We start from the raw sequence: 14,941 nt of genomic DNA on the forward strand, positions 1-14,941 counted from the left end.
CGTAATACCGTGGCCACATCGCCAGCAGCGCGCGCCGTCGACCTGGTCAAAACCTACGGCCAGGGGGAGGCGCAGGTGACCGCCCTCGACGGCGTCAACGTGGAGTTCCGTCGCGACGAGTTCACCGCCATCATGGGCCCCTCCGGCTCCGGCAAGTCCACCCTCATGCACGTCATGGCCGGCCTGGACACCGCCACCTCCGGCTCCGCCTACATCGGCAAGACCGACCTCTCCGCCCTGGGCGACAAGGCACTCACCGCTTTACGACGCGACCGCCTCGGGTTCATCTTCCAATCCTTCAACCTCGTGCCCACCCTCACCGCGGCGGAGAACATCACGCTGCCTACCAACATCGCGGGCCGCACCATCGACCGCGCGTGGTTCGACGAGATCACCCAGCGCCTCGGGCTGACCAAACGCCTCACGCATCGTCCCGCCGAACTTTCCGGCGGCCAGCAGCAGCGCGTCGCCTGTGCCCGCGCGCTCGTCTCCCGGCCCGACATCATCTTCGGCGACGAGCCCACCGGCAACCTGGACTCCAACTCCTCCGCCGAGGTCCTGGACATCCTGCGCACCTCCGTAGACCGCGACGGCCAAACCGTGGTGATTGTCACCCACGACGCCCGGGCCGCCTCCTACGCCGACCGCGTGATTTTCCTGCGCGACGGCAACATCGTCGACTCGCTGGCGCGCCCAGACATGGACACGATCCTGCGGGTCATGTCCGCCATGGAGGGATAGATGGCCTCCCCGATGGCAACGGTGTCGCTGCGCAACGTGGCGGCCCACAAGCTACGTCTCGCGCTCACGGTACTTTCCGTTGTGCTGGGCACCGCGTTTCTCTCCGGCGCGTTGATGTTTACCTCCATGCTCTCCTCCACCTTCGACTTAGCGGTGGGCACGGTCCTTGACGGCACGGACGCGGTGGTGCGCCCCGGCGAGGGCCAGGGCTCCATCTCGCGGGAGGAGGCCGACGAGATTGCAGCGCACCCGGACGTAGCGCGCACCAATATTTTCGCCGAAAAGTCCATCGTTGCAGCACATGAGGATGAAACGGCTATCCAGATGCGGATGGGTGCGTCCCGCCTGGGGCTCTATTACGGGCCAGAAGACGCGGTCGGTGCACCCACCGAGCTCACCGAAGGCCGCGCCCCTGAGACGATCGGCGAGGTCGTGCTCAACGCCAACGGTGCCGAAAACTACGGCATCGAACTCGGCGAGCGCCTCATTGCCGTCGACCGTGACGGGCGCAACGAGCTCACCGTCACCGGCTTCTACGACAACGAGCTCGCGCAGCAATCCTCCCTCCTCTTCCGCGTGAGCCCGGAGACGTACACCGAGTTCTACACGCGCGGCGACACGGTGCCCGCGCTCACGGTTGCCGCTGCGGACGGTGTTGGGGATGACGCGATCGTCGAGAAGCTGCATGCGGCGCACCCCGAGCTGGAAATCGCCACGGGCCAATCGGTGGCGGACGACACGAGCGCGAAAATCCGCGAAGCCTTAAGCTTTGTCAGCTACTTCCTCATCGCGTTCGCGCTGGTCGGACTGCTGGTGGGCACGTTCCTCATCGCCAACACGTTCTCGATGATCGTGGCGCAGCGCACCAAGGAGTTCGCGCTCCTGCGCGCGCTCGGCGCAACCAAGGGCCAAATCACCCGCTCGGTCGCACTGGAGTCCGCGCTGGTAGGCGTGATTGGCTCCGCACTCGGCGTCGCAGGCGGGGTAGGACTCGTCGCTGCGATCAAGGTCGCCATGCGCGCCTACGGCATGGAGCTGCCCGATTCCGGTGTGGGGCTTACCTGGCAGGCCGTCGCCGTCCCGCTCGTCGTGGGCACCATCGTGACGGTCCTCTCCGCGCTCGCGCCGGCACGACGCGCCGGACAGGTCCGCCCGGTCGAGGCGATGCGCGCGAGCGAGTCCGCCACGCCGCAGCCGCTGAAGTGGCGCACCATCGGCGGCATGCTGCTCATCGTCGTCGGCGTGAGCGCGGCCGCCGCGGGCATGGCGTGGGACGACGGCTCGACGGGGCGGCGTGCCGCGCTGGTAGGCGCAGCCGCGCTCGCCGCGATCACCGGCCTGTTCCTCGCCGGCCCGGCGCTCAGCCTGCCTGTCGTGCCGCCATTTGGCCGGGCCATTGGGCTCCCCTTCGGTGCCGTCGGCAAGCTTGCGTCCACGAACACGCACCGCAACCCGCGACGCACCGCCACCACCGCCTTCGCGCTCATGCTGGGCATCGCCCTGGTCACGGTGATTGGCATGCTCGGCGCGACGATGAAGCACTCCGTCGACGACGTAGCCAAGAGCGAGGTCAGCGCAGACTACGTCCTCTACGGCCCGGAGCTCGGCTCCTTCCCCGTCCCCAGTGACCTGCCGGAACGCATCTGCAACACCCCCGGAGTCGGCACCGTGACCAGCTACAGCCAGGCCCCAGTCACCGTCGACGGCGAATACGGCCATCAGCTCGGCCCCGCAGGTGCCACCGACGTGATCGACGGCAACACCGCCGACCTGCTGCAGCTCAACATGGTGGAAGGGTCCGCCGACCTGTCCGGCAACACGCTCATCGCGCCTACCGAAATCGCCGCGCAGCGCGGCTGGCACGTCGGCGACCCCCTCGAGCTCGCAGCACCCGGGGTGTCCACCGACACCGTCGAAGTCACCGTGGGCGGCCTGTTCGAGGACTCCAACATTCTGCAAACCTTCGTCGTCTCCGGCGAGGCGGCCGCCCAGGTGGCCACGTGGAAGGCGGAAACCATCCTCATGGTGGGCGTAAGCGGCGACGGCACCGTGGACCAGACGCAACTGCGCTCGAACCTGGAGGACGCAGTGCGCCACGACATCGTAGTGCAGGTCCGCTCCGCCGAGGACGTCGCGGGCGAGGCCGCCACGCTGATCGATCAGATGCTGTTCATCCTCTACGCGCTGCTCTCCCTGGCGGTAATCATCGCCGTCCTCGGCATCATCAACACGCTCACGCTCTCGGTCATCGAGCGCCGCCAGGAGATCGGCATGCTCCGCGCGGTAGGCACCCAGCGGCGCCAGATCCGCACCATGATCACGCTCGAGTCGGTGCAAATGTCCGTCTTCGGTGCCGCCCTCGGCGTCCTGTGTTCAGACCACCGATTTAGTAACGCCATGGTGAGAATCGAGTAACGCCCGGGTGAGTATCCAGTAACACCCGTGGACGTCCCCAGTGGGGTCGAACAAGCGCATCTTCGTTCCTGCCCAGTCCACCTGCATAGTGTGAGCTGGTGCGTGCACGATCCGGGCGGTTACCCCGGTGACATCTACGTGCTGTGCTACAAGCTGGCGAAACCGCTCGTGGCTGTAGTATCGCTGCCCCTGCCCCGGCAGCGCTGGCGTTGAGGTGTACTTCCCTCACAGGATCTGCGGCGTGGTCTTGTCTCTTCCGGTCCGTGCTTTCGCCACGGAATCGAAATCGATCGGGACGAACACACCCTGACCTGTGGATCTTCCGTCATGAAACAGCACAGCTACGGCTTCATCATTAATCCCAGCAATCTGGGCCGTGGTCGTGATCTGCTCTGCTTGCAGCACTTTACGAACTTTTTGCACGGTGGAATGCGAGCATCCCATCGTCGCTGTGATCTGGCGAACGGACCAGCCTTTGAGCGCAAGGTCCATCACCGCCCTGTAGTCAGTCACAATCGGACTCCTTTGGCAATGCCGCGTGCCCTGAAGTCACGCGGTCACCAAAAAGTTTCGCCGAAAACTGCAGTGTTACTCGATACTCGCCATCGCGTTACCCGATACTCACCACGGTGTTACTAAATGCACGCGCGCAACATCCTGCTCGGGCTGGGGCTCGACTGGGCGTTCCTGACCGTGCTGGAGAGCCAAGGCTTATCGACGATCATCATCCCCGGCCGTCTCATCGCCACCGTCTTGGGCGGCTCCGTGATCGTTGGCGCGCTGGCTGCGCTTTGGCCAGCCCGGCGCGCCGCCTCCACCCCGCCGCTGGACGCGATCGCCGACTAACTTTTCAGCGAAAAGTTTATTTCCCCTGGTTATAGACAGAGACGGAGGACGACTCCAGGGTCATTTGCAAGTCCAGCGTGGTGAGAATCTTAAGCAGAGTATCAACCGTGGGGTTCCCTAGCCCGTTTTCGTTCCGGCTGAACTCGGCTTGCGGAATCCCGGCACCGTCGGCCACCGCTTGCTGGGAAAGACGCCTGTTTTGACGCGCGGCAGCTAGCGTCGCGCCGATCGCGTCACGCGCTGCGATCTCCGGCCGCCTCGTGCACACGCCTCGCTTCAACCGAAGCTTGCTCTTTGTACGGCTTCATGAATTCTTCGTACTTCGTTGTGGGCATTACCCGCACCTCCCCTGCAGCTATGAAAATCCACAGGTCTATGTGTTTTTAACACATATCGTCAACGTCGCCTTTCCACCCGCCAATGGTTCCGTGCAGCTCGAAATCTGTGGCGTACTAATATTTTCATTTTCCCAGAATAGTTGGAGCTTTGTTCTCCTATTAGTAACTTTAGCCATTCACGGACTGCGCTCCTACCAGCTTATCGATGGTCTGCAAAACGCATTGTAAGTCGTGGAAAATGAAGAATAAATAGTGCGAACAGAGAGATAGCCAAATTCTCGGGCCGCAGAAGTTGGGGTTGAATTAGACTTCCTACTCGCCGTGTTTCATTAATGCCAGCACATCACATGTAACTCTGGGGCGTACCCTAATTGAAAGGGAACGTGAGTGAAGTGTGTTGGCCACAAGAGGTTGCGCTGGATATAACGTGGCACCACCATCCCCATTCCTTTAACTTGGAACGGTGCCAGGGAGACTTTACAGGGGAGTCAAATTAAGGAGGCTCTAATGAAATTGTTAAAAACCCCACTCTGGAACCTAGAGGGTGGCGAACCGGTAGACGTTGACCATCATGTTGTTCGGATTAAGCTGTACAAAGATGAAGTCGTTGCGGAGTTTACGATTTCAGAGCTATGCAGCTTTTTTGGCCTTAAGGATCTGCATTGTATGCGGCTACAATTTGAGGTCTGGCATGAATTGGCATCGTTCGAATGGGACTCTGAGGAATGTGTGCATCTTGAGCAAAAGCCGTTCACGGACTACTTTCACGCTTCAAAGATTTCCCATTGCTACGCTCCCCCCTCTCCTGATGCTGATCGTGGGGGACGGGAATGGGGGATGAAAAAGCTGTGAACATTAGGCTCGTATAGTCCATGTCCAACGTTTCCCCCACTCTCCCGCACAAATATCAATACCTTTTCGCCTCAAAACATGCTCGATCGCGGCCTGTACGACTGCGCGTTCTGCATCCCCTATGCGGTCGAAAACCTGGAAAAATTTCCACCGTCGTAGATCTCAATTTTCCACTGCCGTGTGCTCTCCCACATCGCCCCCCCCGCGAAATTGTCTTGGTCTATCGCTGCTTGGCGTAGTAGCGCCCCATGAACTCGTCGCGGTACGCCTCGTACTCACCGGCGTCGATGGCGGCGCGGATGTTGTCCACCAGCCGGATCATGAACTCCAGGTTGTGCATGGTGCACAGCGTGCCAGCGAGGAACTCCTTCGCCTTGAGCAGGTGGTGGATGTACGCACGGGAGTAGTTCTGAGAGACGTAGCCGCCGAACTCCTCGTCCACACCGGCGAAGTCGCGCTTGAACCGGGCCGCGGTGAGGTTCATGCGCCCGTCCAGGGTGTACACGCCGCCGCGGCGCCCCAGGCGGGTCGGCGCGACGCAGTCGAAGGTGTCCGCGCCCGCCTCCACGGCGGTGAAGATGTCGTCCGGCTCGGAGATGCCAAGCAGGTGGCGGGGCTTGTCGGCGGGTAACTCGTCGGTGACCCAGCCGACGATAGTGCCCAGGTTCTCCTTTTCCAGCGCACCGCCGATGCCGAATCCGCCGAACCCGCGCTTACCCTCCTCTCGGGCCTCACGGTCCAGGTCTAGCAGGCCGCGCACCGCGGAGCGGCGCAGGTCCTCGTACTGCGCGCCCTGCACCACGCCCCACAGGGACTGCAGGGGCTTGCCGTCGCGCGCCAAAGTGAGGCGGTCGTGCTCGTCCAAGCAGCGCTTCGCCCAGCGGCGGGTGCGCTCCACGGAGTGCTCCTGGTAGTCGCGGGTGTCCACCAGGGTGGTCAGCTCGTCGAAGGCGAACATGATGTCCGCGCCCAGCTGGTGCTGGATCTGCATGCTCACCTCAGGGGTGAAGCGGTGCGAGGAGCCGTCGATGACGGACTTAAAGTCGACGCCGTCGTCGTCGACACGCGCCATGCGGTCCTTGTTGGCTGCGCGGATGTCGCTCTCGTCCAGGTCCGCGATGTCCATCGCCAGCACCTTCTTGAAGCCGACGCCCAGGCTCATCACCTGGAAGCCGCCGGAGTCCGTGTAGGTCGGCCCGTCCCAGTGCTCAAACGCGGCCACGCCGCCCGCCTCGTCGACGATGTCCGGGCCCGGCTGCAGGTATAGGTGGTAGGCGTTGGACAGGATGGCCTGGGCGCCGGTCTGGTGGATCTGCTCCGGGGTCAGCGTCTTCACCGTCGCCTTCGTGGCCACGGGGATGAACGCGGGCGTCTGAATGTCGCCGTGCGGAGTGTGGATCGTGCCCGTGCGGCCGTGGCGGCCCGGCGCGGGCTCGAGCTCAGTGCCGACGGTGTAGGAAAGATCGGTGTGTGCGGGGTTCATCGGGAGGGCTCCAGTTCTGCAGTGTCAAGGTTGGTGTCGGTGTGGGTGTCGGGGTGGGTATTGGGGTGAAACTCGCGCTCCAGGCCGGTGCCCTCCACGTCCACGTGCGGCAAGATCCGGTCGAGCCAGCGGGGCATCCACCAGGTCGAACGACCGAGGATGAACATGGTGGCCGGGACGAGTGCCATCCGGACGAAGAAAGCGTCGAAAAGCACTGCGACGCCGAGCGCAAAGCCGAAGATCTGGATGAATGGGAGCGGCTGGTTGATGAAGGCCACGAAGACGGCAATCATGATGATCGCGGCGGCCGTGACCACGCGCGCGCCCTGCGCGAAGCCGTCGACGGTGGAGTGCTGGACGGCGTGGATTTCCGCGTCGGGGTCGCCCTCGCGGCGCAGCTTGAGGTAGTGCTCGCGGATGCGCGTGACCAGGAAGACCTGGTAGTCCATGGCCAGGCCGAAGGTGACGCCGATGAGGAAGATGGGCAGGAAGGACAGAATCGGGGTCGGCGTGTTGACCAGGCCCAGGAAGCCCTCCTGCCAGAACAGGACCGTGACGCCGAAGGCCGCGCCGACCGAGAGCAGGAAGCCCAGGCCCGCGACCACGGGCACGAGGATCGAGCGGAAGACGATCATGAGCAGCAGGATCGCCAGCCCAACCACGATCGCCAGGTAGAGCGGCATCGCGCCGCTGAGCTCCTCGGTGATGTCCATCTGCACCGCCGTGAGCCCCGTCAGGCCAATGGTCACGCCGGTGGCGTCCTCGACCTGGTGCAGGGTCTCGCGCAGGCCGTGCGCGACCTCGAGCGTGTACTCCTCCTCCGGACCGCCCTGCGGGTAGGCCACCATCTGCGCCGCGGTCATGTCGTCGTTGACACCGATGAGCTGCGCGTGCTGGATGCCGCTGACCGTGCCGGCCTCGCCGACGGCGTAGAGGAAGGAAGCAAGCGCCGCCTTCTCAGCGTCGCCGCCCTGCTCGTCCGGGATCGCGTCCATGTACGGCCGCAAGATCTCCGAGTCCGAGTTCGCCGCATGCGCGTCCACCACGACGAGGAACGGCGCGTTCACGCCAGGTCCGAAGCCTTCCGCCATGAGCTCCGCCGACTTGCGCTGGGTGGTGTCGAGGTTCGAGGTGCTATCCGACGGCAGCGCCATTTCCAAGTCCAGCACCGGTGCAGCCAGCGCGCCCAGGCCCAGGACCACGCACGCCATGACCACGGCCGGGAACTTCCGCACGAAGTTGACCCAGGTGCGGCCCATGGACTTTTGGTCCAAATCTTTCGCGGGGCGCTTCCCTGGGCCGGGCTGGCCGGCAACGCCCGGGATGCGGCCCGCGAACGCACGGTCGCCCCACAGGCCGAGCAGCGCGGGCAGGAGCGTGAGCGCCACGAGCACGGAGACCAGCACCGTCAGCGCGGCGGCGAGACCCATCCAGGAGAGGAACTCGATACCCGCCAACACCAGCGCGACCAGGGCGACGAACACGGTCGTGCCCGCGAACACGACGGAGGACCCGGCGGTGCCCACCGCCATGCCGGCCGCATCGGGGCCGGGCAGCGTCCTGCGCTCCTGGCGGTAGCGGGACAGGATGAACAGGGCGTAGTCAATCCCCACCGCCAGGCCGATCATCACGGCGAGCACCGGGGTGACGTTGTTCAGGTCCACCCAGTGCGTGGTCAGCACGATGGCGAGCGCGCCGATGCCCACGCCCACCACCGCAGTGATGAGCGGGATCGTGGAAGCTGCGAGGGAGCCGAACGTGATGAGCAGGACCAGGAAGGCGACGCCGAGGCCGATGAGCTCGGAGGTGGTGTTGATCTCGATCGGATCGCCGAAGCCGGCGCCGCCGGCCTCCACCTCCAGGCCGGCGTCGCGGCCGATCTGCATCGCCTGGTTCACCACGTCGCGGTCTACCTGCTCCACCGTCATGGAGGACTCGGCCCCGAACTCGAAGGTGGTGTAGCCGATCCGGCCGTCGTCCGAGACCGTGCGCAGGTTGTGCGCGTCCGCCTTCGCCGTCTCTTCCGGCAGGCCCATGTCCGTCATCTGGGTGACGATCATGTCCTGCAGCTCGCGGTTGACCTCGACCGGGTTGCCAAAGCGGTCAGTGCCGCTCAGCCCCTCGAGGTTGTCCTCGATGTAGCCGACCGTGTCGTCCATCGCCCGCATGTATTCCGGGCTGTCCAGCGACTGGCCGTCGGGCGCGGCGAACACCAGGTTGACGCCCGGCGCGGTGGCCACGTTGCCCTCCCCGGGGAAGTTCTCCTCCAACGTGTCCAGCGCGGAGATGGCGGGTGTGCCGGAGATGGAAAACTCAGAGGTAAACGGCCGCATCAGCGAGAGTGCGCCCGCCGCGGTCGCGCCGAGGATGAGCAGCCACGCCACGATCACCCGCCATTTGCGCAGGTAGGACCATCGTCCTAGCCGGAAGAGGAGCTTCGCCACAGATCACACGGCCCTTCGGGTGTTGGGAAAGAGAGGTCTTGCGTACGTTTCAAGTACTCGGCCAATCATAGTGGTCGGGCCCGCTGGGCCAAAGGGGTCACAACTCAGTTGACGAGGACTGGTTGACGAAGATGCGGGAAAACCGCAAGGATCTCGTCACGGGGATCTCGTCAAACAGGCTCTTTTGTTTGTACAGGTAGTGGCAATGGACCGCCATCTCTTTGAGCTCGGCAGAATACTCTCTGGGTATAGTGCCAATCCTTCCTTAGCAGAGGTAGGAACTAAACCCAGGACGCTTCAGGCGCCACCAATGAATGTCATGCGCAGGCTAAAAACGGTGGTCTGATCAAGATAAACTGATTGGTAAGGAATTTGTTGTGAAAGAAAGAACGATCATTCCGGAAGTGCTTTTTGGAATTGTCTTGGGCTTCGCAACCCTTTATGGCGGAGTGCTCCTGTCCACATGGCTTCCAATACCTTTCGTTTTCTATGGGCTACCTCTACCTTCATTGGTGGTGTTGGGCGTATTAGCCATGTCTGTCTACATGTTGAAAAAGGATCGGCTTAGCGACCGATCATGGCGTGCTTTTGCCTTCACATTCGCCGCGTTTTTCGTCGTATCAGCGTTCTTATGGGTGAGCACAATTTCTGGCTATGGAAACTTCGCATAGTCTATAGATATGGAACCGCTGTAAGGCCAATATAGTTAGCCTCTCTAGATTGAAGTCTAGAGGCTCAAACAGGTACGAACGCAAAAAGTGGCGCACCCCCAACATCCGGGGATGCGCCACGTTTCTTTGGCGGTAGCGGCGGGATTTGAACCCGCGGAGGTTTGACCCTCACTCGCTTTCGAGGCGAGCACCTTCGGCCGCTCGGACACGCTACCGTGAAACAGAATAACGGTAGGGTGCGCCGGGAACCAAATCCGCCCGCGGCTTACTTCTCGCCGTCGACGCGGTCCTGGACCTTGCCAGCGACCTCGTTGAACTTGTCCTTCACTGCGTCGCCAGCATCCTCGAGCTTCTCGCGCACGCCGCCCTTGAGCTGGTCGGCCTTGCCCTCGTTCTCCAGGCTTTCGTTGTCCGTAACCTCGCCGGCTGCCTCCTTGGCCTTGCCCTTGAGCTGGTCTGCCTTGTCCTCAAAACCCATGACGGTCTCCTTCTCGGTCGAGTCTGTTGCTAACGCAGCCCAGCTTACCGAAGGTCCCGGAAGAATGTCCCCAGCAGCGCCGCGTTTTCCTCCGCCAGCACCCCCGCGCGCACCTCGACGGTGTGCAGGTGGTGGGGGTCGCGGAGGGCGTCGAAAAGCGAGCCCACCGCCCCGGTCTTGGGTTCCCACGCGCCGAAGACCAGGGAGGCGACGCGTGCGCCGAGGATGGCGCCGGCGCACATCGTGCACGGCTCCAGCGTGACCACCAACTCGCAGCCGTCCAGGCGCCACGTGCCCAGCTCACGGGCGGCGGCGCGGATCGCCTCCACCTCGGCGTGCGCGGTCGGGTCGCCGTCCGCCTCCCTGCGGTTGACTCCCCTGCCCACGACGCGCCCCGCCGCGTCAAAGACGAGCGCGCCAACCGGCACGTCGCCGGCCGGGGTCGTGCGCGCCAGGTCCAGCGCCTCGCGCATGCGGGCCTCGGCGCGGCGCTGCGGTGCGCTAGTCCGCATCCCCGAGCGCGTCCGCGAGCTCGTCGCCGAAGCCGAGCTCGTCGGCGAGCATGAAGGCGAGGTCTTCGGGGTCCGCGTCTTCGTCGATAAGCACACTGATCTGCTCGCTGGAAACCCCGAGGTCCGCAAAGATGTCAAAGTCGCCGTCGCCCCATGCGTCGACCATGTCCAGCTCATCGGGGTCGATGTCGGGCGCGTCGATCCCCGCCTCGGCGAGCACGGACTCCGCAAACTCGTCATCCACGGCCATCGTCGCGTCCGACAGCAGCACCCGCGCGCGCACCGGCCCGGGCCGCACGACCACCAGGTAATCGTCCTCAACGTTGAGCATCGCAAACGCCGGCCCCTCGTTGCGCAGCGCGCACACCGCGCTTATCGACGCCCCCATGTCCCCAAAATCATCCGCGTACCCACGGACATTCCACACCCCGTTGTGCTGCGCCACCGTCACGGCCCAGCCGCCCGTGTAATCCTCGCTCATGTTCGCCCACAGTAGTCGGCACGGCGGGCCGTTGTCATTAGAATGAGGGACGTGAATCTCAGCGACGCATCCCGGATCCCCAGCACCCGCCTCAAGCCCGTCTGCATCGTCGGCCTCGGGCTCATCGGCGGCTCCCTCCTCCGCGACCTCGTAGCCCAGGGACACACCGCTTACGGCTACACCCACTCCCGCAATGGCACCCGCGCCGCGCAGCGCGACGGGTTCGACGCAACCAATTCGCTTATCGACGTCCTCCAGCGCGCCCAGCGCGATGACGCCCTCATCGTCATTGCCGTCCCCTTCGAGGCAGTAGCCGACGTGCTGGACGCCATCGGCCAATACGCCCCGAGCTGCGGCTTTACGGACGTCGTCTCAGTGAAGAAGCCGGTGTACGACCTCGTCCTCGCGCGCGGGATGGGCGAGCGCTACGTGGGCGGCCACCCCATGGCGGGCACCGAGCACTCCGGCTGGGTGGCGTCCCAGGAGGGCCTGTTCTCCCGCGCCGCCTGGGTGGTCACCTACGACTACGCCCTGGAAGTGGACCGCGTGCCGGAGTGCTGGTCGCAGCTGTTCGCCCAGGTGTGCAAGCTGGCGGCCGCCGCCGGCGCCGAGGCAGTGCCGGTGCGGGTGAACCCGCACGACGAGGCGGTCGCCCGAGTGTCCCACCTGCCGCACGTGCTCGCGGAGGCGCTCGCCCTGGTGGGCGACAAGGGCGGGACCCTCGCGCAGTCGCTGGCCGCCGGTTCCTACAAGGGCGGCACGCGCGTGGCGGGCACCGACCCGGTCCTGGTGCGCAACATGTGCGAGACGAACGCGGAATCCCTGGTCCGCGTGCTTGACGAGTACATCGAGGTCCTCCACACCGCACGCGCTGACCTCGCCGGCGCCACGCCGTCGATGAAGCAGCTGGCCGAGTCCGGCCACCGCGCCTACACCCGGATGAGCGCCCGCTCCGGCGCCCGCCGCGAGTCTGTCTCCCCGGTGAAGATCTCCTCGCGGCCCGTCATGCGCCTGCACCCGGGTGCGCCGGGGTGGGTGCGCCAGCTCCAGCAGATCGAGTCCCTGGGCGGGCGCGTCGAGGTGTTCTAGCACTGCCCTGAGACACGAAGAACCCCCAGACACGGTGTCTGGGGGTTCGCCTCTGCGTCCGGTGCTACTCGCCCTCGCGGCGGCGGCCCATGTACATGTAGGCGCCACCGGCCAGGAGCAGCAGAAGGCCGAGGGTGATAACGGTGGTCATCGGCGTACCGGTCTCCGCCAGGTCACCGTCGCGGCTGGAGGACTTGGTCGTCTCGTCCGAATCGTCCTTGGAGGAGCCGGACTTCTTGTTGCTCACCGTGCGCTTCACCACGGACTGCTTCTGCTCCACGCTGGTGGTGCGCCCGGTGGACACGCCGCCGGTGAGGTTCGCGCGGGAGTAGCTGGTGCTCTCCGTGGACGTACCGGTGGTGGAAGTGGAGGTGGACTTGGTGCCCGTCGTCTTGCTTCCGGCCTTGCCGCCACCCAGCGCGCCGGCCGCGGCGCCCACCGGGCCGAGGATGCCGGCAAGCAGCGGCTTGACCTCATCCATAACCTCCAGGATCTCCTTCGGCTTGGACTTGGTGGAGGTGGTGCTCCCCTTCTTCTTCAGCACGATCTCGCCGGAGTTGTTTTCGCGGCTGAACACGAGCTCCTTGTTGCTGTAGCCGTCCGGGACCTCGTCCAGGGTGATGCGCACGAAGCGCTCGTCGCCGGACGGGATCACCACGTCGGCCACGCCGTTGGCGTTGGTGACGCCGAGGATCGACTCACCCGACACCAGGACGGCGCTCTCTACGGGGTTGTCGTCCTCGTCCACGACGGAGATGCGCGCGTTCTTCTCCGGGTACTTGCCATCACCAGAGGCGGAGTCCTTCTTCAGGACGATTTCATCCCCATCCATGTCGCGGTCGACGGTGAAGTAGGAGTTCTTGTAGCCCTTCGGGACGTCGTCTTCCTCCAACCGAACGCGGACGCTCTTCTTACCGGCGGGAATCGTGACAGTGAACTCGCCGTCTTTGTTCGTACGCCCTGCCTCGTCGCCGTTGCGGTCCTCCAGATGCACACGCTTCACCGGCTTGTCGTCCTTGTCCAGCAGTGTGAGCTTCACCTTCGCCGCCTCGAGGTCAGCCCCGGTCGTCGTGGTTGTGCTGGTCTGGCTCTCGTCGCCCTCGGTCGTGGTCACCGGGGCGGTCTCCGAAGTGGTGCCAGTCGCGGTCCCATCTGCCTCGCCAGCGTTGAACTGCACGCGCAGCGAGGTCTCGCCCGCAGCGACGGGGAACAGCTCGTCACCAGCCGCGACCTTCACGTCGCCCATGCCCTCGGGCAGCGACAGGCGCGCCTGACCCTCGCGGTCCGTCTTGGCGTAGATCGAGGGGTCCTCGTCCACAATCACTTCGTAGTCATCCACCGCGTGCGCGTTCTCGTCCATCACGGTCACCAGCACGTCGCGCGCCTCGGCCGCGGTGGGCGCCGGGGCTTGAGTGCTTACCGACGAGCTCGGCTCCGACACTTCCGCCACCTCCGTAGGCACGGCCGGGGCCGGCGCCGGAGCGGGCTCCTTCGCGCTCGGGGATGGCTGCTCGGCGGCCTTCACGGTCGGCTCGGTGGGGGCACCGGTAGCGACGCGGGGCACCGCCGGCTCGGCGGACGGCTTCTGCGGCTCCGTCACCGGCTTGTACCAGGCGCCGGCACGCAGGCTGGCCAGGTTGAGGAAGTTGTCGGTGATGCGGGTGCCCTCGGTGGTCGCGGCGATGAGCAGCGGCTTGGTTGCCGCGTCCTTCACCTCGACGGTGGAGGCCTTGTCGTCCGCGAAGACCAGGTTGCCGCCACGGTTGGTGTAGGCGTAGTTCAGGTCGCCCACCTTGGCAGCGTCGACGCCCCTCGCCACGGCGAGCGGCTCGGCGCTGACGGTGGCCTCGCGGACGTCAAGCGTCCACAGGAAGGGGACGTCCTTCTTCGTCTTGGGGTCCTTGCCGGTAGAAACGGCGTAGAGGGTGTTGGCATCTGCGTCGCCCCCGAGGGAGCCCCACGCGTGCGGTGCCTTCACGTCGGTCTCGCCGCGCTGCTCCAGTGCGTGGAAGTCAAAGGTGAGGGCGCCTTCGTGGGGGCTGCCTGCCGCATCCTGTGAGAGGTCCAGGGTGTGGATGGCGTCGCCGGTGTTGAGCACGAGGTCACCGGCGCGGGTGAAGGCGGCGGAGGTGATGGTGGGGGTCGACGTGGCGTCGTCAAGCGCCAAAGGCCCCATGTCGAGCACCTCACCGGTGACGGGGTGGATACGCAGGAGGTGGTTGGCCGGCTTGCCCTGCTCGGCCTTCGACACCGCGTAAACCCGGTCATTGAACGGGTTGAGTGCGAGTGCGGTGTAAGCCCAGCCGCCGGAGGTGAAGTGCGCCTGGTAGGAGCCCGTGCCGGCGGGTGCTTCCTGCGCGGAGGGGAGCGCCTCGTTCGCCTTCGAAGCGAGGTCTGCCAGACCCGCAGCGAGCGACGGGTCCTGCGCGCTCGCGACGGGCGCGAGGGCAACCGTGCCCGCGACCGCCGCCGCGAGCGCGACGCAGCTCAGTTTGCCGGTGTGCTTCTTCAAATTCATGTGGTACCTCTCAGCGTTATTGCGGGCGCACTCAGCCCAAAAACCATTACTAATGTATCCGTGTTGGCAGGCG

At 64.9% G+C, this 14,941-nt stretch carries 12 protein-coding genes, 1 tRNA gene and 2 pseudogenes; 6 read left to right on the forward strand and 9 right to left on the reverse strand.

Annotated features, from left to right (window positions below; genetic code table 11):
• The first annotated feature begins 9 nt into the window (after positions 1–9).
• Both FPH17_RS05435 and FPH17_RS05440 read left to right on the forward strand, forming a co-directional pair.
• The gene (locus tag FPH17_RS05435) at positions 10–741 is read left to right on the forward strand and encodes an ABC transporter ATP-binding protein (RefSeq protein WP_154879004.1); all 732 of its coding nucleotides are present in this window, start codon (positions 10–12) and stop codon (positions 739–741) included.
• Positions 742–3,111: pseudogene (locus tag FPH17_RS05440) on the forward strand (ABC transporter permease); the annotation flags it as partial.
• A gap of 270 nt (positions 3,112–3,381) precedes the next feature.
• Here FPH17_RS05440 and FPH17_RS05445 read toward each other — a convergent pair.
• Positions 3,382–3,669 (reverse strand): helix-turn-helix domain-containing protein, encoded by a 288-nt coding sequence (locus tag FPH17_RS05445; RefSeq protein ID WP_154879008.1) that lies wholly within the window; start codon positions 3,667–3,669, stop codon positions 3,382–3,384.
• 141 nt (positions 3,670–3,810) lie between these two features.
• Between FPH17_RS05445 and FPH17_RS05450 the strand changes: the two are divergent.
• Positions 3,811–4,002, forward strand: a pseudogene (locus FPH17_RS05450) (hypothetical protein); the annotation flags it as partial.
• A gap of 16 nt (positions 4,003–4,018) precedes the next feature.
• Here the strand turns inward: FPH17_RS05450 and FPH17_RS12215 are convergent.
• Positions 4,019–4,270: a type II toxin-antitoxin system RelB family anti-toxin gene (locus FPH17_RS12215; protein ID WP_369801183.1), complete on the reverse strand. Its 252-nt coding sequence runs from the start codon at positions 4,268–4,270 to the stop codon at positions 4,019–4,021.
• A gap of 577 nt (positions 4,271–4,847) precedes the next feature.
• Between FPH17_RS12215 and FPH17_RS05460 the strand changes: the two genes are divergently transcribed.
• Positions 4,848–5,192 (forward strand): hypothetical protein, encoded by a 345-nt coding sequence (locus FPH17_RS05460; protein ID WP_095546871.1) that lies wholly within the window; start codon positions 4,848–4,850, stop codon positions 5,190–5,192.
• A gap of 220 nt (positions 5,193–5,412) precedes the next feature.
• Here the strand turns inward: FPH17_RS05460 and tgt are convergent, their stop codons facing one another.
• Positions 5,413–6,675, reverse strand: a complete 1,263-nt coding sequence (gene tgt, locus FPH17_RS05465) for a tRNA guanosine(34) transglycosylase Tgt (protein WP_154879012.1) — start codon at positions 6,673–6,675, stop codon at positions 5,413–5,415.
• A complete protein-coding gene (locus FPH17_RS05470; RefSeq protein WP_154879014.1) occupies positions 6,672–9,119 on the reverse strand; it encodes an MMPL family transporter in 2,448 nt (815 codons plus the stop codon). Before FPH17_RS05470 ends, tgt begins: the two co-directional genes overlap by 4 nt.
• Positions 9,120–9,496: 377 nt before the next feature.
• Between FPH17_RS05470 and FPH17_RS05475 the strand changes: the two genes are divergently transcribed.
• A complete protein-coding gene (locus FPH17_RS05475) occupies positions 9,497–9,790 on the forward strand; it encodes a hypothetical protein (RefSeq protein WP_109561210.1) in 294 nt (97 codons plus the stop codon).
• A gap of 127 nt (positions 9,791–9,917) precedes the next feature.
• On the opposite strand, the gene FPH17_RS05480 is transcribed toward FPH17_RS05475, so the two are convergent.
• From FPH17_RS05480 to FPH17_RS05495, 4 genes are all read right to left on the reverse strand, one after another.
• Positions 9,918–10,005: transfer RNA gene (locus FPH17_RS05480), tRNA-Ser, on the reverse strand.
• Between the two features lie 50 nt (positions 10,006–10,055).
• On the reverse strand, positions 10,056–10,268 hold the full coding sequence (locus tag FPH17_RS05485) for a CsbD family protein (RefSeq protein WP_095275245.1): 213 nt from the start codon (positions 10,266–10,268) through the stop codon (positions 10,056–10,058).
• Positions 10,269–10,312: 44 nt separating this feature from the next.
• Positions 10,313–10,780 (reverse strand): nucleoside deaminase, encoded by a 468-nt coding sequence (locus FPH17_RS05490; protein WP_238397043.1) that lies wholly within the window; start codon positions 10,778–10,780, stop codon positions 10,313–10,315.
• Positions 10,770–11,261 (reverse strand): tRNA adenosine deaminase-associated protein, encoded by a 492-nt coding sequence (locus FPH17_RS05495; protein ID WP_154879016.1) that lies wholly within the window; start codon positions 11,259–11,261, stop codon positions 10,770–10,772. Before FPH17_RS05495 ends, FPH17_RS05490 begins: the two co-directional genes overlap by 11 nt.
• A 51-nt stretch (positions 11,262–11,312) precedes the next feature.
• Here FPH17_RS05495 and FPH17_RS05500 point away from each other — a divergent pair, with 51 nt between their 5' ends.
• Entirely contained in the window at positions 11,313–12,350 is a 1,038-nt protein-coding gene (locus FPH17_RS05500) for a prephenate dehydrogenase (RefSeq protein ID WP_233125668.1), read from the forward strand.
• A 64-nt stretch (positions 12,351–12,414) separates the two neighbouring features.
• Here FPH17_RS05500 and FPH17_RS05505 read toward each other — a convergent pair whose 3' ends face one another.
• Positions 12,415–14,868 carry an LPXTG cell wall anchor domain-containing protein gene (locus FPH17_RS05505; RefSeq protein WP_154879020.1) on the reverse strand — a complete coding sequence of 818 codons (2,454 nt, stop codon included), beginning with the start codon at positions 14,866–14,868 and terminating at the stop codon, positions 12,415–12,417.
• Between the last annotated feature and the right edge of the window lie 73 nt (positions 14,869–14,941).

The organism is Corynebacterium gottingense, assembly GCF_007559235.1.
Classification (GTDB): domain Bacteria; phylum Actinomycetota; class Actinomycetes; order Mycobacteriales; family Mycobacteriaceae; genus Corynebacterium; species Corynebacterium gottingense.

What these genes read in the sequence shown, in the direction of transcription:
- FPH17_RS05460 (WP_095546871.1), top strand. Translation starts at nt 4,848, where the DNA reads ATGAAATTGTTAAAAACCCCACTCTGGAACCTAGAGGGTGGCGAACCG.
- tgt (WP_154879012.1), bottom strand. Translation starts at nt 6,675, where the DNA reads ATGAACCCCGCACACACCGATCTTTCCTACACCGTCGGCACTGAGCTC.
- FPH17_RS05485 (WP_095275245.1), bottom strand. Translation starts at nt 10,268, where the DNA reads ATGGGTTTTGAGGACAAGGCAGACCAGCTCAAGGGCAAGGCCAAGGAG.
- FPH17_RS05490 (WP_238397043.1), bottom strand. Translation starts at nt 10,780, where the DNA reads ATGCGGACTAGCGCACCGCAGCGCCGCGCCGAGGCCCGCATGCGCGAG.
- FPH17_RS05495 (WP_154879016.1), bottom strand. Translation starts at nt 11,261, where the DNA reads ATGAGCGAGGATTACACGGGCGGCTGGGCCGTGACGGTGGCGCAGCAC.
- FPH17_RS05505 (WP_154879020.1), bottom strand. Translation starts at nt 14,868, where the DNA reads ATGAATTTGAAGAAGCACACCGGCAAACTGAGCTGCGTCGCGCTCGCG.